Origin of the sequence: Comamonas testosteroni (assembly GCF_000761245.1) — a bacterium.
GTDB classification, from domain to species: Bacteria; Pseudomonadota; Gammaproteobacteria; order Burkholderiales; family Burkholderiaceae_C; genus Comamonas; species Comamonas testosteroni_C.
Window position 1 is genome coordinate 59,368 of record NZ_AWOR01000012.1, and the last position, 18,509, is coordinate 77,876.

The following is an 18,509-nucleotide window of genomic DNA, read 5'->3' on the forward strand; positions in this document are numbered from 1 at the left end:
AGACTACTGATTTAATAGCTGCAAGCGCTTATTTGATAAGCGCTAAGACCCTTGAAGGCCTGTAATCACACAGGCCTTCTAGTTTTTCAGACAGAGCGCCCGGCTTCTATGGTGATGCTGCGATCACATTGCGCCGCAATCTCGCGGTCATGCGTAACCAGAATCAGAGTCGTGCCGCGCTCGCGGTTGAGTGCAAACATCAGCTCCATGATGGTCTGGCCCGTGGCGAAGTCCAGGCTCCCAGTGGGCTCGTCGGCCAGCAGCACGGCCGGCTCCACCACAAAAGCACGCGCCAGGGCCACGCGCTGCTGCTCGCCACCCGACATCAGCCTGGGATAGTGATTGAGGCGCTGGCCCAGGCCCACGCGCTCCAGCATCTGCGCGGCGCGCGCCCTCGCATCGCGCTGACCCGCCAGCTCCAGCGGCAGCATGACGTTTTCCAGCGCCGTGAGATTGCCCAGCAACTGAAAGCTCTGGAAGACAAAGCCCATCTTCTGTGCCCGCACCGCCGCCCGGTCGTCCTCGCTGAGTGCAAACAGATCCTGGCCCAGCAAGCGGACCGTGCCGCGACTGGGGGTATCGAGGCCGGCCAGAATCGACAGCAAAGTGCTCTTACCCGAGCCGGAGGCCCCCACAATGGCAACGGTTTCGCCGGCCGTGAAACTCAGATTGATTTCCCGCAAAATATCCAGCACGCCTGTGGAATCGCTCACCGATTTGGACAGTTGCTCAACGGCAATCAAAGGAATGGCAAGAGTTGTGGACATGAATCAATTGGATAGCAAAAACGTCAAGAGTCGCAGCCAGCACTTTGCGCTGCAGCGCCGTCACTGTATCGCTGTTGCTCTGACGCTCGCCATTTCAGGGGCTTGCGGCGCGGCAGCGGCCTCATCGCCTGCCAGGAGCAAGGAGCCGGCCAAGGCTGCTCCCGGCGCGAAACCCGGCCCGGTGCTGGTGCTTGGCGATTCTCTGAGCGCAGAATACGGCCTGACACGCGGCAAGGGATGGGTGCAGCTGCTGCAGCAGCGCATGAATGACGAAAAAAATCCGCGCAAGGTGGTCAATGCCAGCATCAGCGGCGAGACTACGGCCGGCGGCAGAGCGCGCCTGGCGTCGCTGCTCGGGCAGCATGAACCCGGCATCGTGATTCTGGAGCTGGGCGGCAACGATGCCTTGCGCGGCCTGGCGCTGCAGAGCACACAGCAGAATCTGGAAGTCATGATCAAGGCAGCCAAAGAGGCCGGAGCCCAGGTGCTGCTGGTGGGCATGCAGGTGCCTCCCAACTATGGAGCGGCCTACACCGAGCAGTTTGCCGGCATGTTCAAGCAGATTGCCGATACGCAAAAGCTGCCGCTGGTGCCGTTTTTGCTGTCGGGCATCGGCGATGCGGCGGATGCCGAGCAATGGTTTCAGAGCGACCGCATTCACCCCAATGCCCAAGCCCAGCCCCAGATGCTGGCCAATGTCTGGCCCAAGCTCAGGCCGCTGCTGAAATAAGCGTCGGCCGCGCGGCCTCAGTCGCCGCCGCCTCCGCCATCACTGCCGGAGTCGCTGCCGTCCGAGCTGCAGGCACCTTCGCCGCTGCCCGAGCCGCAAAAATAGCTGTCGTTGAAGACGTCGCTGCCGTCTTCGCGGCTGCTCGCCGAAGTCCAGGCCAGCTGCGAATCGGTGCTGTGGCCCGAAGCGCCTGGCTGGGGCGCAAAGACTTTTTTCAACCAGTTCCAGAACTCCATGACATCCCCCTCATTGCGCCTCAAGCAGGGTCCTCCTTGCTTTCGGCGCGGACGCTGGCTTTATAGGCATGCCAGCTGGCGCAACCCAGCAGCGGCCCGATGACGATCAGACCTGTACTGTAGAAGAGCAGCGAGACCGCGATCAACACGGTGATGATCAGCCCCCACAGCAGCATCACACCCGTGTTGGCCCCCACCACGCGCATGCTGGTGATGCAGGCCGTCAAGGCATCGGTATCGAGATCGAGAATCGTGGGCAGGGACACCACCATGCTGGCAAACACCAAGGCCGCAAATATCCCGCCAACCGCGGTGTAGCCCAGCAGGAACTCCCAGTTCTCGGGCCGCAGCAGGGTCTGCAGCAGGGTTGCCGTACTGGGCATGCCGGTGTCGAACGAGATGGCGAACACCACCATGGCGGCGCGCCCCCAGAGCATCTCCAGCACCATCAGCACCATGACCAGCATGCCCATGCTGGCCAGATGCTTGTCCCAGCAGGTCAACGACTGCGACAGCAGCACGGGCTTGCCCTGCTCCAGCTGCTTGCTGACGTAGTACAGGCCCATGGCCATGAAGGGGCCGACCAGCAGACAGCCACTGGCCATGGACATCACATATTCGGGGCTGGAGCGAAACACCCAGGCCATCAGACGCGCCATGCCCCAGAAACACAGGCCGTAGAACAGCGCAATCATTGGTGCGCGCCGCACATCGCCAAGCCCGAGCAGCAGCCATTGCCAGGGCTCGCTCCAGCGCAGCTGCAGAATCTGCAGATTGCCGGACTCGGCCTTGACCTCGGAAACAGGGGAAGCTTGCATGCGAGACCCTCCTTGTCGCCCGTGCCGCACCTGAGTGACAGCATCTGATCAGCACAAGTTACCCGCTCAGACTTGAATCTGCATTGCGGAAAGCCCGCATGCCAGCCCCATGCCCCACTATGAAAACAAGAGCTTATAGCGCCTATCCATTCTCTATTTCAGCCAATAACAACATTGAAATCATTTAATCATCAGCGTTAACAGCTCTTAAATTTATAGCATCAACCAAAGGCCTTGAGCAACGCCTGGGCCAGATCGGCCTGCAGATCGCTCGCATCCTCGAGGCCGATGGCAAAGCGCACCACGGTCCCAGCCTTGATATGGGGTGTGGCACGGCTGCGCATCTCGGGCAGCTCATAGGGCACGACCAGGCTCACGGGCCCGCCCCAGCTATAGCCCAGCTTGAACAGGCGCAAGCTGTCGCAGAAGCGATCCACGGCCGCCTGGTCAAAGCGCTCGTCGATGACCACGCTGAACAGACCGGCGGCCACGCCATCCTGGCCCTGCCCTTGTCCGCACAGCTGCTTCCAGTAGGCGTGGCCCGGGGCGTCAGGCAGCGCCGGGTGCAGCACCTGCGCCACGGCGCCATGCGTGGCCAGCCACTGCGCCAGCTGGCGTGCCGAGCGATCCTGTGCGTGATAGCGCAGGCCAATGCTGGGCAGGCTGCGCAACACGGCTTCGGCGTCGTTGCCGCTCACGCCCAAACCCAGGCGCATGTGCGCGAGCTTGATGCGCATATGCAGGGGCTGGTTGCGCGTGATGATGCTGCCCATCAGCACATCGCCGCCGCCGCTGGGGTACTTGGTCAGTGCATGGGCCGTGACATCGACGCCCAGGCTGCCATCGCCCAGCAGGTCGAAGGGGCGAAAAGCCAGACCTGCGCCCCAGGTGTTGTCCAGCACCATGGTCACGCCCCTGGCCCGGCACAGGCGCACCTGCTCGACGAGATTCGGGAACTCCATGGTTACCGAGCCCGGAGCCTCCAGCCAGACCAGCTTGGTTGCTGGCGTGATCTTGGCCGCCAGGTCTTCGACGCTCATGGGGTCGTAGTACTGATGGCGAATGCCGAAATGGGCAAGTTCGCCCTCGGTCAGCGTCTTGTTGGGACCGTATACGTTATCGGGCACCAGCACCTCGTCACCCGTCCTGAGCAGCGCCAGCGACACCGTGGCAATCGCAGCCAGGCCGCTGGGCACCAGCAGGCATTGCAGACCGCCCTCCAGCGAGGCCAGACGCTCTTCCAGAGCGTAGGTCGTGGGCGTGCCATGCAGGCCGTAGGTGTAGCTGCTCTTGTCCAGCCAACGGCGTTCGCGCATGGCCTGCACGTTCTCGAAGTACACGGTCGAGGCCTTGTGCACGGCCGGCTGCGGGCCTTCGAAGTCCGTGGGTGGCTTGTAGGGATGGTGGATCAGATGGGTGGAAAGCTTGTGGTCGGCTTGGGTCATGCCCTGATCTTAGTGCCATGCAGGCACAAAAAAGCCAGAGGGCTTGCGCGCTCTGGCTTCGTACCGGGCGAGGGCTGAGGGCTATCAGCCAGCCTTCACGGTCAGATTGTTGTTGACCGAGGTCACACCCTTGGCAGCCTTGGCAATCTCGCCGGCCTGGGTCTTGACGGCTTCGTTGGGCACGGTGCCGGTCAAGGTCACTGCGCCGCCCTTGGTGTCCACATTGATCTGCAGAGCGCTGATCTCCGGGGCCTTGATCAAATCGGTCTTGACGGCAGCGGTGATGCCAGCGTCATCGAGGGCAGCTCCCGCCTTGGCAGCGCCTTCCTCCATCTTGTTGCCAGCCTTTTCCATGGCGGCACCGGTAGCTTCACCAGCCTTGGCCAGTGCATCGGCAGCTGCATCGCCGGCCTTGGCCGTACCTTCTTCAATCTTGCTGCCAGCATTTTCCGCAGCCTTCTCGGTCTGGGAAATGGCGGAATCGAGCTTCTGGCCTGCGGTCTTGTTGTCGTCGGACTTGCCGCAGGCAGCCAAGCCAAAGGCCAAGGCGGTAATGGCCAGAACTTGAGCGGAACGCTTGAACATAGTGGTCATATCGATTTCTCCCTTAATGCTTGCAAAAACATGACGGTCAACTGTAACGAACCACCATTTTGGCTCGGATACGAACTTTTCCCGCATCCATGTAGGACAAATTTGTCCGAATTTGTGACATTTGATTAATAAGCGTTCTCTTCTGTAATTTACAGAAACGACCTGCAAGCTTGCACTCAGTCCGCAGCCTCCCGCATGCGCGGATGGCGCGCGAATGCCAGTCCCAACAGGGTAGCCAACAGCATGACGAAACCGGCAAACAGGCTCACGGCCAGCGTGATGCTCCAGCGGTCGGCAATCCAGCCCACGGCCAACATGGGCAGCATGGAGCCGAGCAGACCGATGGTCTGATAGGTGGACAGCAGGCCGGCCCGGTTGTCGGGCCTGGCAAGACGGCCCACCATGGTCATGCCAGCCAACATGCTCATGCCATGCCCCAGTGCCGTCAAGCCCACGCCCAAGATGAACAGCAGCGTCGAGCGCGTCTGCAGATTCAGCAACAGCATGCCGTTGCTCAGCACCAGCAGCGCCATGCCGACAAAACCGCAGCGGTGCAGCGGCAGGCTGGCAGCCACCAGCTGAATGCCCGCAGAGACGAGCAAAATCACCGCAATGGCCGTACCGCTGACCACAGGACCGCTCCAGGGAATCATCTGCTGCAGAAACAGCGGCGCCATGGAGGCATACAGCCCGAATATGCCGAACGCCACGAACGGATAGCCGCAGGTCAGTGCAAAAGCCAGGAAATCCTCGCGCACAGGTAAGGTCAGCCGCGGCAGGCAGTCCCGCCAGTGCAGTCGTCCGGGGGCCTGTCCCAGTTGGCCCGCATCCCGCTGCACCGACTCCGGCAGCCTGAGCGTGACAACGCCCGCCACACCGATGCAGCCCAGCACCAGCGGCACCAGATAGGCCGTCGTCAAGGGCTGAGGCAGCCACTGCCCCGCCATGCCACCGATCAAGGGCCCCAGACCAAAGCCCAGCACATTGAGGAAGCTAGCCACCATGGCCACACGCTGAGGCTGCAGACCTGTACCTCCGCTGGCAGCCAGCAGTGTCAGCCCCGTGGTGGCGCTGATGGTGATGAGGCTTGATGACACCCCCACCATGAAGCGCCCGACGATCAGACTGGGCAGATTCCAGGCCAGCATGGAGATCAGGGTGCCCGCCAGCGTCAGACACAGGAAACACAGCATCACGCGCTGAAAGCCGATGCGGTCAGGCAGACGCCCCAGAAACAGCAGGGCGCACAGCCCGCCGCACATATAGAGCACATAGATCAGCGAGATGTCGCTGGGTCGCAACTGCCAGGCTTGCTGGTAGAGCGCATAAAGCGGGCTGATCAGCGCCGCCCCCAGCACTCCCACTACCAGGCCGAAGCCCACCCACCAGACTGCGGCCTGCGCCGTTGCGACTTCTGCCTGCCATGTATTGCCTTGCGACATTTGCTGCCTCTTGATCGGGCCGGGCCTGCGACAGGGACAGAGCGCGGACAGGCGTTCGTCCTGTCGCGACGCCAGCGCGTGCCAGCCACTTGCTTGTGATGAGTGCATTGTCTGCACCGCCGCATCGGCACGCATAGGCCAAACAAAGGATACATGCCCCAAACTATTTGCTATCAAGCACAGGAAGCTATGCTTTTTGACGATCAAAACCAGTACATCAACGACTCAAACACCCATCGCTATACTTTGCGCCCTAATGACAGCAGGATTTCCCGGCATGCGCCTGAACGTTTTTTTGCGCCCCTTGGTCTGTTTGAGTCTGCTTGGCCTTGCCGCCTGCGGCAGCAATCCCCCCAGCCCTGCAGCGACACCCGAGCCGCCCACCGCGACTACATCAGCCCCCCCGATCAAGATCGGCCTGGCGCTGGGAGGCGGTGCTGCCAAGGGCTTTGCCCATATCGGCGTCATCAAGATGCTCGAGGCCAATGGCCTCACGCCCTCGTTCGTGGCCGGCACCAGCGCCGGCAGCGTGGTGGGTGCGCTCTATGCAAGCGGCATGAACGCCTTCGAGCTGCAGGAAAAAGCCGTGGCGCTGGACGAAGCCAAGATTCGCGACCTGCAGCTGTCCGCTGGCGGTCTGGTGCTGGGCCAGAAGCTCGAAGACTATGTGAATGAACAAGTCCACCGCAAACCGCTGGAGCAGATGGCCAAGCCCTTTGTCGCCATCTCCACGCGCCTGGAAGACGGCGAACGCACGGTGTTTGCACGTGGCAATGTGGGCCAGGCCGTGCGAGCCTCCAGCAGCGTGCCGGGCGTGTTCCAGCCCGTCACCATCGGCAAGTACCACTATGTGGACGGCGGCATTGTCAGCCCCGTGCCCGTGGATGCCGTGCGCAACCTGGGGGCCGACATCGTGATCGCCGTGGACATCTCCAACAAGGCCAGCGGCAAGACCCCGGCCAATATGCTGGGCGCGCTCAACCAGTCGATTGCCATCATGGGCCAGAAACTGGGCCAGGCCGAGCTGGCACGCGCCGACATCATCATCCGCCCCAAGGTGCTGGACATCGGCCCGGCCGACTTCGCACAGCGCAGCCATGCGATTGTGGAAGGCGAGAAGGCTGCCACGGCGCTGATGCCGCAGATTCGCGAACGCATCGCCCAGCTGCGCGCCGAACGCGCCAAGGCCACCCAGGTGGCGCAGCAAAAAGCCGCCGAAGCCAGCTATCAGGACTGCCTGAAGCAGCGCTCCAGCCTTCAAAAGCTCTCCGGCATGGTGGGCATGAGCGGCAACTGCGAAAAGCCCTGAGCTGAACCTGCCCCAACAAAAAGGCCCGCTGATGCGGGCCTTTTTGTTGCGCGGTGGGGCTCAGAACGCCTCTTCCTCCATCCCTGCACAGGTCATGTCGCGCGCCTTGACCACCTGTAGCCAGGCGCCGATGCGCGGCAGCTCGTAATGGAAGAAGTAGCGCTGCGCGGCCATGCTGCCGCGATGAGCCGCAATTGCCAGATCCTTGTCCATGGCCAGCACGGCCAGCGCCACATCCAGCCAGATCCAGGCCAGCACCAGATGACCGAAGGCCTGCATATAGGGCACGGCATTGGCCAGTGCCTCCTGCGGATTGCCCGTGGCCCAGGCCGCCTTGGTGGTTGATCCAACATCGGCCAGCGCACGCGCCAGCTGGTTGGCATAGGTGCCCAGCTTCTCATGCTGCATGGCTCTCTGGATGGTCACGTTGATGCGGGCCGCCAGCAGCTGCAGGCCCTTGCCGCCGTCCATGACGACCTTGCGGCCCAGCAGGTCCATGGCCTGAATGCCATGTGTGCCCTCGTGAATCATGTTCAGGCGGTTGTCGCGCCAGTACTGCTCGACCGCGAAGTCGCGCGTATAGCCATAGCCACCATGGATCTGGATGGCCAGCGAATTGGCCTCCAGACAGAACTCGCTGGGCCAGCTCTTGGCCACCGGCGTCAGCACCTCCAGCAGCAGCCTGGCTTCTGCCGCCTCCTGGCTCTGGCCGGTGTACTGCTCGTCCACCAATCTGGCGCACAGCAGGTTCAGGGCCAGCGCACCTTCGCAATAGGCCTTCTGCGCCAGCAGCATGCGCTTGACGTCGGCATGCTCGATGATGCGCGACTGCGGCCGGCTCGCATCCTTGCCGCCCTCGCCTATGGGCCTGCCCTGTGGGCGGCTTTGCGCATATTCGAGGCTGGCGTGATAGCCCGCCATGCCCAGCATGGAGGCCGCCATGCCGATGGAGATACGCGCCTCATTCATCATGTGGAACATGCATTTGAGGCCCTCGCCGGGCTTGCCGACCAGATAGCCTATGGCGCCCGCACCGCGGCCGTCCAGGCCCCCGCCATGCTGGCCGCGCACCGGGTATTTGCCTTCGCCGAAATTGAGCAAGGTATTGGTCGTTCCGCGCCAGCCCAGCTTGTGGTTGAGGCCCGCCAGGGCCACGTCGTTGCGCTCTCCGGTCAGCCGCCCCTCGGCATCGACCAGCTTCTTGGGCACGATGAACAGAGAAATGCCCTTCACGCCGGCAATCGTCTTGCCATCGGCGCCCGGAATCTTGGCCAGTACCAGATGCACGATGTTCTCGGTCATCTCGTGGTCGCCCGAGCTGATCCACATCTTGTTGCCCTTGAGCCGATAGCGCGGCCCCAGCGCGTCGCTCTCGTACTCGAGGCCATCGGGCTCGGCGCGCGTAGCGATGTCCGACAGCGACGAGCCCGCCTGCGGCTCCGACAAGGCCATGGTGCCGGCCCAGCGGCCATTGAACTCATTGGCGGCAAAGACTTTTTTCTGCCGCTCGGTGCCATGGGCCATGATGGCGTTGGCATTGCCCGAGGTCAGCATGTTCGAGCCAATGCTGATCGAGGCCGCTGCGAAAAAGCAGTTGGCCGCCGCCTCCACGGTATAGGGCAGCTGCATGCCGCCCATCTCGTAATCCTGGGCCGCGCTGAGCATGCCCGATTCGGCATAGGCCTCGCGGGCTTCGTAGGTGCATTGGGGCAGGATGACTTTTTCGCCATCGAACTGCGGCTCCTGCAGATCCACCGTGCGGTTGAAGGGCGCGTATTTCTCGCGCGCAATGCGCTCGCAGGTGTCCATCACCGCATCGAAAGTGTCGCGCGAATGATCGGCAAAGCGGGGACGGCTGGTCAGCCCTTCGGCCTGCAGCCAGTCGTAGAGCAGAAAGTCAATGGTGGAACGCAGGCGCATAGATTACCCATAGAAACAGACTCAATCGCTTACTGGCAAAGCGAAAGAAGCTATCAATTTATATTAGGGCTTACGCAAGCAAGAATGCAGCAATGGCCTGCTTCCTGAGGCAGTCGTCTTGCCTGAACCTGTTTTGCGTAAGCCGTGCACATATCCAAAGAAGAAAAAAGCCGCCTCCAGCCCCAACCCCAAGGTGGCCAGAAGACGGCTTGACCCAAGTCCTGCTTACAGGACTTCAAACACGCCTGCCGCGCCCATGCCGCCGCCGATGCACATGGTCACGCAGACACGCTTGGCGCCACGGCGCTTGCCCTCGATCAGTGCATGACCCGTCAGGCGCTGACCCGAGACGCCATAGGGGTGACCCATGGCAATCGCGCCGCCGTTGACGTTGAGCCTGTCGGCCGGAATGCCCAGCTTGTCGCGGCAGTAGATGACCTGCACGGCAAAGGCTTCGTTGAGCTCCCACAGGTCGATATCGTTGATCGACAGACCCAGCTTCTTGAGCACCTTGGGAATGGCATAGATGGGGCCGATACCCATTTCGTCAGGCTCGCAACCGGCCACGGCAAAGCCCAGGAAGCGACCCAGGGGCTTGAGGCCCTTGCGCGAGGCGTATTCCTCGCTGACCACGGCGCAGGCACCGGCCCCGTCAGAGAACTGGCTCGCATTGCCGGCGGTAATCACCCCGCCGGGCAGCGCGCTGCGCAGACCGCTGATGCCTTCCTTGGTCGTGCCCTCGCGAATGCCCTCATCCTTGCTCACGATCACCTCCTTGGTGACCATGCCGCGCACCTTGTCCACCACACCCATGACGGTCTTCATGGGAGCGATCTCGGCTTCGAACAGGCCGGCAGCCTGTGCCGCAGCGGCTTTTTGCTGGCTGGAGGCACCGTACTCATCCTGGGCATCGCGGCTGATGTTGTAGCGCTTGGCCACCTGCTCGGCAGTCTGCAGCATGCTCCAGTAGATCTCGGGCTTCATGGCTGTCAGCTCGGGATCGAAGGCCATGTGCGGGTTCAGATGGGGCTGCACGCAGGAGATGCTCTCCAGACCGCCGGCCACCAGCACATCGTTCTCGCCCGCGATGATGCGCTGGGCAGCCAGCGCAATCGCCTGCAGGCCCGAGGAGCAGAAGCGGTTGATGGTCAGACCCGATGTCGTGACCGGCAAACCTGCACGCATGGCAATCAGACGGGCGACGTTGCCGCCGGTCGTGCCTTCGGGCAGGGACATGCCCATGATCACGTCCTCGACCTCGGCGCCCTCAATGCCTGCGCGCTCCACAGCCGCCTTGACGGCGTGGGCACCCAGGGTGGGGCCATAAGTCATGTTGAAAGCGCCCTTCCAGCTCTTGGCCAGCGGAGTGCGCGCGGTAGAAACAATCACTGCGGATGTCATGTTCTGTCCTTTGATTCTGGGTGTTTCGTGGCAGATCGCCGTTCACACAGGCCAGCAAATCGAAGATTTGCGTTGGAGACGAGGTGCGAAGCCGCAGGCAGTACGAGCCGTACGACAAGGCTTCGCAACGACGTCTCAAGGTCTGTGTGCGCGGCGCCTAGCTGAACTGCTTGCCTTCGGCGGCCAGCTTGGCCAGCAGCGGTGCGGGCTGCCAGAACTTGGCATCGTCGTTGGGGTTCTGGGCAAAGCGGCCCATGGCCTGGACCACATTGAACAGGCCGACTTCGCCCGCATAGTGCATGGGGCCGCCGCGCCACAGCGGAAAGCCGTAGCCGGTCAGATACACCATGTCGATATCGCCGGACTTGCTGGCAATGCCGTCCTCCAGAATGTGCGCGCCTTCGTTGACCAGCGCAAAGACCAGGCGCTGCACGATTTCCTCGTCGGAGATCTTGCGCGGCGTGATGCCCAGGCTCTTTCGGTGCTCGTCGATCATCTTGGCCACCACCTCCGAAGGGATGGCATCCCGCTTGCCAGGCACATAGTCATACCAGCCCGCACCGGTCTTCTGGCCAAAGCGGCCCAGCTCGCACAGGCGGTCCGCACTGGCGCTGTACTTCATATCAGGCTTCTCGACATAACGGCGCTTGCGAATCGCCCAGCCGATGTCGTTGCCAGCCAGATCGCCCATGCGGAACGGGCCCATGGCAAAGCCGAACTTCTCGATGGCCTTGTCCACCTGCTGTGGCGATGCGCCTTCGTCCAGCAGGAAGCCGGCCTGGCGCGAGTACTGCTCGATCATGCGATTGCCGATGAAGCCGTCGCAGACGCCGGAGACCACGGCCGTCTTCTTGATCTTCTTGGCCACCTTCATCACGGTGGCCAGCACATCCTTGGCTGTGGCCTTGCCGCGCACCACTTCCAGCAGCTTCATCACATTGGCGGGACTGAAGAAATGCATGCCCACCACGTCCTGGGGACGCTTGGTGAAAGCGGCAATCTTGTCCACATCGAGCGTGGAAGTGTTGGATGCCAGAATTGCGCCGGGCTTGGCCACTTCATCGAGCTGCTTGAAGACCTGCTCCTTCACGCCCAGCTCCTCGAACACGGCCTCGATGATGAGGTCGGCATTCTTCAGATCGCCATAGTTGAGCGTGGTGGACAACAGACCCATGCGCTGCTCGTACTTCTGCTCGGAGAGCTTGCCCTTCTTGACCTGGGCTTCGTAGTTCTTGCGGATGGTCGCCACGCCGCGATCCAGGGCTTCCTGCTTGGTCTCCAGAATCGTGACGGGAATGCCCGCATTCAGGAAATTCATGGAGATGCCGCCGCCCATGGTTCCGGCGCCGATCACGCCCACGGTGCGGATCTCGCGCACCGGTGTATCGCCGGGCACGTCAGGGATCTTGGAGGCGGCACGCTCGGCCATGAACAGATGGCGCAGCGAACGCGACTCGGGCGTCATCATCAGCTGCATGAAGGCTTCGCGCTCGGCCACCATGCCGTCGTCGAATTTCTTGGTCGTGGCGTTCTTGACTGCTTCCAGGCAGCGCATGGGCGCAGGGAAGTTCTTGGACATGCCCTGCACCATGGTGGCGGCAAACTCGAAGTAGGCCTCGCCCTGGGGATGCTTGCTGGACAGGTCGCGCACACGCGGCAGCGGGCGGACATCGGCGACCTCCAGTGCCAAGGCCTTGGCCTCCGCCAGCAGCGTCTCGGCCGATGCAGACATCTTGTTGAACAGCTTCTGGCCGGGCAGCATGGCCAGCATTTCGCTCATCACGGTCTCGCCGCTGACGATCATGTTAAGAGCGGCCTCCACACCCAGTACGCGCGGCAGGCGCTGCGTGCCGCCGGCGCCCGGCAGCAGACCCAGCTTGACCTCGGGCAGCGCCACGGCCGTGCCGGGAGCCGCAATGCGGTAATGGCAGCCCAGCGCCAGCTCCAGCCCGCCCCCCATGCAGACGCTGTGAATCGCAGCAATCACAGGCTTGGTCGACAGATCCAGCTGCTGGATGACCGAGATCAGGTGCGGCTCGCGGTAGGCATCTTCCTTGCCGAACTCGGTGATATCGGCTCCGCCCGAGAAAGCCTTGCCGGCCCCGGTGATCACAACGGCCTTGACGGCATCATCTGCCAGAGCCTGGCGCAAACCCTCGACCACACCGCGTCTGGTGGCCAGACCCAGGCCGTTGACCGGCGGGTTGTTCAAGGTAATGACGGCGATGGCTCCGTCCACTTTGTATTCAGCAGTCATGCTGTTGTCCCCTGTTCAATAAATAGAAAAGAACGGTCGTGCGTTTTTTATTTTCCGAGTTTTGCTGCGTTGCGCAACTGATGCTTGTCCTGAGCGAGACAGCTCACAGAATAAGCACACCTCAAGTCAGAGACATCAAGCAAGGGCCTGGGCGGCCCCACCGCCCCGCAGCAAGGATGTCGTCCCCCTCCCTCAAAGTGAGAGAGGGGGAAGCGGCAAAGCCGCTCAAGGGGTGTGTCAGCTCAAACCTCCAGCCACTCCTTGCGCACCTTTTCGTTCGCCCTGAGGGTCTCGGGAGTGCCGTCAAACACGATATGTCCATGACCCATGACCAGCGCCCGATCCGAGATATTCATGGCAATGGTCAGCTTTTGCTCGATCAGCAGCACGGACACGCCGCGATCCTTGATCTTCTTGAGGTATTCGCCCACCAGCTCCACGATCTTGGGTGCCAGCCCTTCCGTGGGTTCGTCGATGATGATGAGATCCGGGTCGCCCATCAGCGTGCGGCAGAGCGTGAGCATCTGCTGCTCGCCGCCCGACATCACGCCGGCCTCGGTGTGCTGACGCTCCTTGAGGCGCGGAAACATGGCATACATGTCGTCAAAGCCCCAGCGGCTGCTTTTGCCCTTGCCTTTCTGGCCCAGCATCAGGTTCTGATGCACGGTCAGGTTGGGGAACACATCGCGGCTTTCGGGCACATAGCCGATACCCAGATGGGCCACCTCATAGGCTTTTTTGCCATTCAGGTTCTTGCCTTTCCAGTCCAGTGCTCCCTCCCAGTGCACCAGTCCCATGATGGCCTTGGCCGTGGTGGAACGGCCCGAGCCGTTGCGCCCCAGCAAGGCCACGATCTCGCCCGCATGGACCTCGAAGTCCACACCATGCAGCACATGGCTTTTGCCGTAGTAGGCATGCAAATCGTTGATCTTCAGCATCTCAATGCGCTCCTGCCTGTTGGTCTGCGACGGAAGATCCCAGATATGCTTCTTGCACTCTGGCGTTGGCACGCACTGCTTCGGGCGTGTCATAGGCAATGACCTCGCCATAGACCACCACGGCAATCTTGTCCGCGAGCCCAAAGACCACGCCCATGTCGTGTTCCACGGTCAGCAGCGTCTTGCCTTCGGTAACCTTCTTGATCAGCTGTATGAAATGCGCGGTTTCGCTGTTGCTCATACCGGCCGTGGGTTCGTCCAGCAGGATGACGCTGGCACCGCCACCGATGGTGATGCCGATCTCCAGCGCGCGCTGCTCGGCATAGGTCAGGTTCACCGCCAGCGTGTCGCGCTTGCGGTGCAGGCCGATCATCTCCATGAGCTCGTTGGCGCGTGCGTTGGCGTCATGCAGATTGGAGAGAAAGCGCCAGAAGCTGTAGCGATAGCCCAGGCTCCAGAGCACGCTGCAGCGCAGGTTCTCAAACACCGAAAGCTTGGGAAAGATATTCGTGATCTGAAAGCTGCGCGACAGCCCCATGCGGTTGATCTCGAACGGCTTTTTGCCGTTGATGCGCTGGCCGTGCAACAGCACCTCGCCGCTGCTGGGCTCGAAGCGACCGCTGATGAGATTGAACAACGTGCTCTTGCCCGCACCGTTGGGGCCGATGATGGCGATACGCTCGCCGGCATTGACCGCCAGATTGGCGCCGCGGATGATTTCGGTCTTGCCGAAGCTCTTGCGCAGATCGCGCAGCTCCAGTGCATGGCCTGACTGCTGCGCCACTTGCGCAGCCGGTTGATGGATGGCGATGCTGGACATGGTTCAGCCCTCCCCTTTCTTGATGCTTTCTTCAATCGCTTCCTGTATGCGGCCCCAGCGACGGGCCGTCAGTCGGCGCACGCCCTCCAGCAGGCCCAGGCCCACCACAAACACCACAATCGCCACGGTCCAGGTGGCAGCAGCACCGGTGTCCAGCTCGGCTCCCATGAATGGCACCTTGGGGCCCAGAGCCGCATTGAGCTGCATGTGATAGATCATCTCGATCAGCGACGCGGCACCGATCACCGTCACGATGCCTGCCGCCAGAATGCCCAGATAAGGCATGAGCAGGCGCTTGAAATGGCCGAACTTGGCTACGCGCAGATTCATCATGATCAGGCTGGCCACACCGCCGGGGGCATACATGACCATGAGCAGGAACACCAGGCCCAGGTACAGCAGCCAGGCCTTGGTCAGCTCGGACAGCAGCACCGATGCCAGCACCAGCAGCACGGCACCGATGATGGGGCCGAAGAAGAAGGTGGCACCGCCCAGGAAGGTGAACAGCAGATAGCCTCCCGAGCGAACCACGCTGACGCTGTCCATGGCCGTGATGATCTCGAAATTGATGGCCGTCAGCCCACCGCCGATGCCGGCGAAAAAGCCTGCAATGATGAAGGCGAAGTAGCGCACGCGCTGGGTGTTGTAGCCCACGAACTCGACACGCTCGGGGTTGTCGCGCACGGCGTTGAGCATGCGCCCCAGCGGCGTGCCGGTGAAGGCAAACATGGCAGCAGTGCAGACAAAGCAATACACGGCAATCAGGTAATAGACCTGCAGGCCCGAGCCGAAGTCGAGCCCGAAGAACTTGCTGTAGACCCGGTCCGTGGTGATGCCACCCTCGCCGCCGAAGAACTCGGGAAACATCAGCGCCATAGACGCCACCAGCTCTCCCAGACCCATGGTGATCATGGCAAAGGTGGTGCCCGACTTCTTGGTCGTCACATAGCCAAAGAGCGCGGCGAAGAACATGCCCGCCAGGCCACCCACAATCGGGATCAGCACCAGCGGAATGGCCATCTCGCCTGCAGCGGCCTTGTTCATGGCATGAATGGCCAGGAACGAGCCCAGGCCGGTATAGACCGCATGCCCGAAGCTCAGCATGCCGCCCTGCCCCAGCAGGATGTTGTAGGACAGGCAGATGATGATCAGATAGCCGATCTGGCTGAGCATGGTCAGCGCCAGCGAGCTGGTGAAGATCAGCGGTGCCACGATCAGTGCCAGCGCAAACAGGCCCCATATCAGAATTCGCCCTATGTTCAGGGGCTTGAAGCGGTAATGCGCCTGAGCCCGGGCTTTGTCTGCAGCGGAAGAATTCATGGATGTTTTTGCAATCGAAGACATGGCTCAATCCCCTCTGGTACCCAGCAAGCCCTTGGGGCGGAAGATCAGAATCAGCACCAGGAACAGGTAAGGCAGGATCGGCGCAACCTGCGACAGCGTCAGCCGCAGCACGGGCCAGCCGAAGGTGGACTCATTGACCTGATGACCCATGGAGGCGAACAGGCCGGCCAGCGACCAGTCCAGCGCCACGGCAAAGGTCTGCACCACACCGATCAGCAGCGAGGCCACGAATGCCCCGGCCAGCGAGCCCATGCCGCCGACCACCACCACCACGAAAATGATGGAGCCCACAGAGGCCGCCATGGCGGGCTCGGTCACATAGGTGTTGCCACCGATCACGCCGGCCAGACCGGCCAGCGCGCAGCCTCCGCCAAACACCAGCATGAACACGCGCGGCACGTTGTGGCCCAGCGCCTCCACCATCTCGGGGTTCTTGAGCGCGGCCTGAATCACCAGGCCGATGCGTGTGCGCGTCAGCAACAGCCAGACAGCCACCAGCATCAGCAGCGCCACCAGCATCACAAAGGAGCGCGACTTGGGGAACTGTGTGCCATACAAGGTAAACAGCGGCCCCTGCAGCGCCGATGGCAGCGCATAGGGCACGGTGCCGCGCCCCCAGACGAGCTGCACCACTTCCAGAATCAGATAGGACAGGCCGAAGGTCACCAGCAGCTCGGGCACATGGCCGTATTTGTGCACGCGGCGCAGGCTGTAGCGCTCGAACAGCGCTCCCAGCACGCCCACCAGCAGCGGGCTGACGATGAGCGCGGGCCAGAACCCGATGATGCCGCTGAGCGTGTATGCGAAATACGCGCCCAGCATGTAGAAGCTGGTGTGGGCGAAATTCAGCACGCCCATCATGCTGAAGATCAGCGTCAGGCCCGAGCTGAGCATAAAGAGCAGCAGCCCGTAGCTCACGCCGTTGAGCATGGATATGGTGAAAAATTCAGGCGTCATCGACTTGCCTTGTTCTCATGAGCAAAAAGACCGCTGCAGCATTGCACCTGTTATGCGTTCTTGTGGGTGCGGATGCTGCAGCACGAGGGAGAGCGAGAGTATTCGGGCCCGGCTCAGGACGGACGCTTCATCTGGCAGCTGGTGGGCGTGCTGGCCACATAGGGCTCGTAGTACTTCACGGGCGCGAAGGTGTAGCCGGTGTTTTCCGCGTCATAGGGGAACTTACCTCCCGCCTTCTGCCACTTCGAGATGTACAGCCCCTGCTGCAACTGGTGGTCGCTCTTGCGCATTTCGACTTCGCCATTGAAGCTTTTCAGCTTCATGCCCTCGAGAGCCGCCGCCACCTTGACGGGGTCGGTGGAGCCTGTCTTGACAAAGGCTGCATCGAGCAAGGCGAAGACATGGTAGATCGAGCTTTGCGTCAGGTCGTCATTGAACTTCTTCTTGAAGCTGTCCATGCTGGCCTGAATCGGCGCGCCCATGTTGTAGTGCCCGTAGGTCACGGTATAGACCTTGCCGTCGGAGGCCGCGCCCATGGCCGTGGGAGCGCCGGCGCCAAACGCGTAATAGGTATAGAACTTGACGTTGTTCAGGCCCGCGTCGTTGGCCGCCTTGAGCAGCAGCGACAGATCCGCGCCCCAGTTGCCGGTGATCACGGTATCGGCTCCCGACTGCTTGATCTTGGCCACATAGGGCGCGAAGTCGCGCACCTGGGCCAGCGGAGAAAAGTCATCGCCCACGATCTGCACATCGGGACGCTTTCTCTTGAGCAATTCCTTGGCGAACTTGGACACCTGCTGGCCGTGCCCGTAGTTCTGGTTGATCAGATAGACCTTCTTGACCTCGGCATCGTCCTTCATGAAGGTGGTCAGCGCCTCCATCTTCATGGAGGTATCGGCATCGAGTCGGAAATGCCAGTAGCTGCACTTGCTGTTGGTCAGGTCGGGATCCACGGCCGCGTAGTTGAGATAGAGCAGCTCCTTGCCCTTGTTGCGGCTGTTGTGCTTTTCCAGCGCATCCATGATCGCCAGCGCCGGGCCCGAGCCATTGCCCTGCGTCACATAGCGCACGCCCTGATCCATGGCCGAGCGCAGCGCGGCCGTGGTTTCCTGCGGGCTGAGCTTGTTGTCCAGCGCCACGATCTCGAACTTCACCCCCGAGGCATTTTTCTTGTTGAACTCCTCCGCCAGCAGCTGAAAGGTCTTGAGCTGATTCGTTCCCACGGCAGCCATCAGACCCGACAAGGGATCAATCCAGGCGATCTTGACGGTTTCACCCTTCTGAGCCCAGGCTCCACCGGCACTCACGGCCATGGCCGAGACGGCCACTGCTCGCATAACCCATTTCATACTTGTCTCCTTTCACCATTTTTGCTAGCGACTGACGCCAATCTACCGGCCGGTAGACTTTTTCCCGCTGGGGAAAGCCTTAGGAACTATCACGCATGCGACTTGCAGGGCCGATTCGCGGCAGTTGGCGACACTTGCGCGACAGCTGCTCGCACTTGCAGACGAATGAAATCCGGGAATAA

16 protein-coding genes are annotated in these 18,509 nt (G+C 61.8%); 2 read left to right on the top strand and 14 right to left on the bottom strand.

What is annotated here, in order from left to right; translation table 11 throughout:
• Nucleotides 1-86: 86 nt before the first annotated feature.
• The gene (locus P353_RS04405) at nucleotides 87-767 is read right to left on the bottom strand and encodes an ABC transporter ATP-binding protein (RefSeq protein WP_034365863.1); all 681 of its coding nucleotides are present in this window, start codon (nucleotides 765-767) and stop codon (nucleotides 87-89) included.
• Between P353_RS04405 and P353_RS04410 the strand changes: the two genes are divergently transcribed.
• Nucleotides 766-1,497, top strand: coding sequence for an arylesterase (locus P353_RS04410; protein ID WP_034365866.1), 732 nt, complete (start codon nucleotides 766-768; stop codon nucleotides 1,495-1,497). The two genes, P353_RS04405 and P353_RS04410, sit on opposite strands and share 2 nt — an antisense overlap.
• Nucleotides 1,498-1,514: 17 nt before the next feature.
• Here the strand turns inward: P353_RS04410 and P353_RS04415 are convergent, their stop codons facing one another.
• The 5 genes from P353_RS04415 to P353_RS04435 form a co-directional block, all read right to left on the bottom strand.
• Nucleotides 1,515-1,733, bottom strand: a complete 219-nt coding sequence (locus P353_RS04415) for a hypothetical protein (protein WP_034365869.1) — start codon at nucleotides 1,731-1,733, stop codon at nucleotides 1,515-1,517.
• Nucleotides 1,734-1,753: 20 nt separating this feature from the next.
• The gene (locus P353_RS04420) at nucleotides 1,754-2,551 is read right to left on the bottom strand and encodes a DUF2189 domain-containing protein (protein ID WP_034365872.1); all 798 of its coding nucleotides are present in this window, start codon (nucleotides 2,549-2,551) and stop codon (nucleotides 1,754-1,756) included.
• Nucleotides 2,552-2,772: 221 nt separating this feature from the next.
• Nucleotides 2,773-3,996 carry a PLP-dependent transferase gene (locus P353_RS04425; RefSeq protein WP_034365874.1) on the bottom strand — a complete coding sequence of 408 codons (1,224 nt, stop codon included), beginning with the start codon at nucleotides 3,994-3,996 and terminating at the stop codon, nucleotides 2,773-2,775.
• Between the two features lie 84 nt (nucleotides 3,997-4,080).
• Complete coding sequence (locus tag P353_RS04430) at nucleotides 4,081-4,590, bottom strand: BON domain-containing protein (RefSeq protein WP_034365876.1); 510 nt, start codon at nucleotides 4,588-4,590, stop codon at nucleotides 4,081-4,083.
• Nucleotides 4,591-4,766: 176 nt separating this feature from the next.
• The gene (locus P353_RS04435) at nucleotides 4,767-6,032 is read right to left on the bottom strand and encodes an MFS transporter (RefSeq protein ID WP_052084692.1); all 1,266 of its coding nucleotides are present in this window, start codon (nucleotides 6,030-6,032) and stop codon (nucleotides 4,767-4,769) included.
• A 277-nt stretch (nucleotides 6,033-6,309) separates the two neighbouring features.
• Between P353_RS04435 and P353_RS04440 the strand changes: the two genes are divergently transcribed.
• The gene (locus P353_RS04440) at nucleotides 6,310-7,341 is read left to right on the top strand and encodes a patatin-like phospholipase family protein (protein WP_034366052.1); all 1,032 of its coding nucleotides are present in this window, start codon (nucleotides 6,310-6,312) and stop codon (nucleotides 7,339-7,341) included.
• A gap of 60 nt (nucleotides 7,342-7,401) precedes the next feature.
• Here the strand turns inward: P353_RS04440 and P353_RS04445 are convergent, their stop codons facing one another.
• The 8 genes from P353_RS04445 to P353_RS04480 form a co-directional block, all read right to left on the bottom strand.
• Nucleotides 7,402-9,261: an acyl-CoA dehydrogenase gene (locus tag P353_RS04445; RefSeq protein WP_034365879.1), complete on the bottom strand. Its 1,860-nt coding sequence runs from the start codon at nucleotides 9,259-9,261 to the stop codon at nucleotides 7,402-7,404.
• A 225-nt stretch (nucleotides 9,262-9,486) separates the two neighbouring features.
• Nucleotides 9,487-10,662 (bottom strand): acetyl-CoA C-acyltransferase, encoded by a 1,176-nt coding sequence (locus P353_RS04450; RefSeq protein WP_034365882.1) that lies wholly within the window; start codon nucleotides 10,660-10,662, stop codon nucleotides 9,487-9,489.
• A gap of 157 nt (nucleotides 10,663-10,819) precedes the next feature.
• Nucleotides 10,820-12,919, bottom strand: coding sequence for a 3-hydroxyacyl-CoA dehydrogenase NAD-binding domain-containing protein (locus P353_RS04455; protein ID WP_034365884.1), 2,100 nt, complete (start codon nucleotides 12,917-12,919; stop codon nucleotides 10,820-10,822).
• Nucleotides 12,920-13,161: 242 nt separating this feature from the next.
• Complete coding sequence (locus P353_RS04460; protein ID WP_003053748.1) at nucleotides 13,162-13,857, bottom strand: ABC transporter ATP-binding protein; 696 nt, start codon at nucleotides 13,855-13,857, stop codon at nucleotides 13,162-13,164.
• Between the two features lies 1 nt (nucleotide 13,858).
• Nucleotides 13,859-14,677, bottom strand: a complete 819-nt coding sequence (locus P353_RS04465; protein WP_034365885.1) for an ABC transporter ATP-binding protein — start codon at nucleotides 14,675-14,677, stop codon at nucleotides 13,859-13,861.
• A gap of 3 nt (nucleotides 14,678-14,680) precedes the next feature.
• A complete protein-coding gene (locus P353_RS04470; protein WP_034365887.1) occupies nucleotides 14,681-16,021 on the bottom strand; it encodes a branched-chain amino acid ABC transporter permease in 1,341 nt (446 codons plus the stop codon).
• A gap of 3 nt (nucleotides 16,022-16,024) precedes the next feature.
• Nucleotides 16,025-16,978, bottom strand: a complete 954-nt coding sequence (locus P353_RS04475) for a branched-chain amino acid ABC transporter permease (RefSeq protein WP_034365890.1) — start codon at nucleotides 16,976-16,978, stop codon at nucleotides 16,025-16,027.
• A 113-nt stretch (nucleotides 16,979-17,091) separates the two neighbouring features.
• On the bottom strand, nucleotides 17,092-18,327 hold the full coding sequence (locus P353_RS04480; RefSeq protein ID WP_034365893.1) for a branched-chain amino acid ABC transporter substrate-binding protein: 1,236 nt from the start codon (nucleotides 18,325-18,327) through the stop codon (nucleotides 17,092-17,094).
• Nucleotides 18,328-18,509 lie beyond the last annotated feature (182 nt).

Excerpts from the sequence above, each read along its gene's own strand:
- P353_RS04410 (WP_034365866.1), top strand. The coding sequence starts at position 766 with ATGAATCAATTGGATAGCAAAAACGTCAAGAGTCGCAGCCAGCACTTT.
- P353_RS04405 (WP_034365863.1), bottom strand. The coding sequence starts at position 767 with ATGTCCACAACTCTTGCCATTCCTTTGATTGCCGTTGAGCAACTGTCC.
- P353_RS04415 (WP_034365869.1), bottom strand. The coding sequence starts at position 1,733 with ATGGAGTTCTGGAACTGGTTGAAAAAAGTCTTTGCGCCCCAGCCAGGC.
- P353_RS04420 (WP_034365872.1), bottom strand. The coding sequence starts at position 2,551 with ATGCAAGCTTCCCCTGTTTCCGAGGTCAAGGCCGAGTCCGGCAATCTG.
- P353_RS04425 (WP_034365874.1), bottom strand. The coding sequence starts at position 3,996 with ATGACCCAAGCCGACCACAAGCTTTCCACCCATCTGATCCACCATCCC.
- P353_RS04430 (WP_034365876.1), bottom strand. The coding sequence starts at position 4,590 with ATGACCACTATGTTCAAGCGTTCCGCTCAAGTTCTGGCCATTACCGCC.
- P353_RS04435 (WP_052084692.1), bottom strand. The coding sequence starts at position 6,032 with ATGTCGCAAGGCAATACATGGCAGGCAGAAGTCGCAACGGCGCAGGCC.
- P353_RS04440 (WP_034366052.1), top strand. The coding sequence starts at position 6,310 with ATGCGCCTGAACGTTTTTTTGCGCCCCTTGGTCTGTTTGAGTCTGCTT.
- P353_RS04445 (WP_034365879.1), bottom strand. The coding sequence starts at position 9,261 with ATGCGCCTGCGTTCCACCATTGACTTTCTGCTCTACGACTGGCTGCAG.
- P353_RS04450 (WP_034365882.1), bottom strand. The coding sequence starts at position 10,662 with ATGACATCCGCAGTGATTGTTTCTACCGCGCGCACTCCGCTGGCCAAG.
- P353_RS04455 (WP_034365884.1), bottom strand. The coding sequence starts at position 12,919 with ATGACTGCTGAATACAAAGTGGACGGAGCCATCGCCGTCATTACCTTG.
- P353_RS04460 (WP_003053748.1), bottom strand. The coding sequence starts at position 13,857 with ATGCTGAAGATCAACGATTTGCATGCCTACTACGGCAAAAGCCATGTG.
- P353_RS04465 (WP_034365885.1), bottom strand. The coding sequence starts at position 14,677 with ATGTCCAGCATCGCCATCCATCAACCGGCTGCGCAAGTGGCGCAGCAG.
- P353_RS04470 (WP_034365887.1), bottom strand. The coding sequence starts at position 16,021 with ATGTCTTCGATTGCAAAAACATCCATGAATTCTTCCGCTGCAGACAAA.
- P353_RS04475 (WP_034365890.1), bottom strand. The coding sequence starts at position 16,978 with ATGACGCCTGAATTTTTCACCATATCCATGCTCAACGGCGTGAGCTAC.
- P353_RS04480 (WP_034365893.1), bottom strand. The coding sequence starts at position 18,327 with ATGAAATGGGTTATGCGAGCAGTGGCCGTCTCGGCCATGGCCGTGAGT.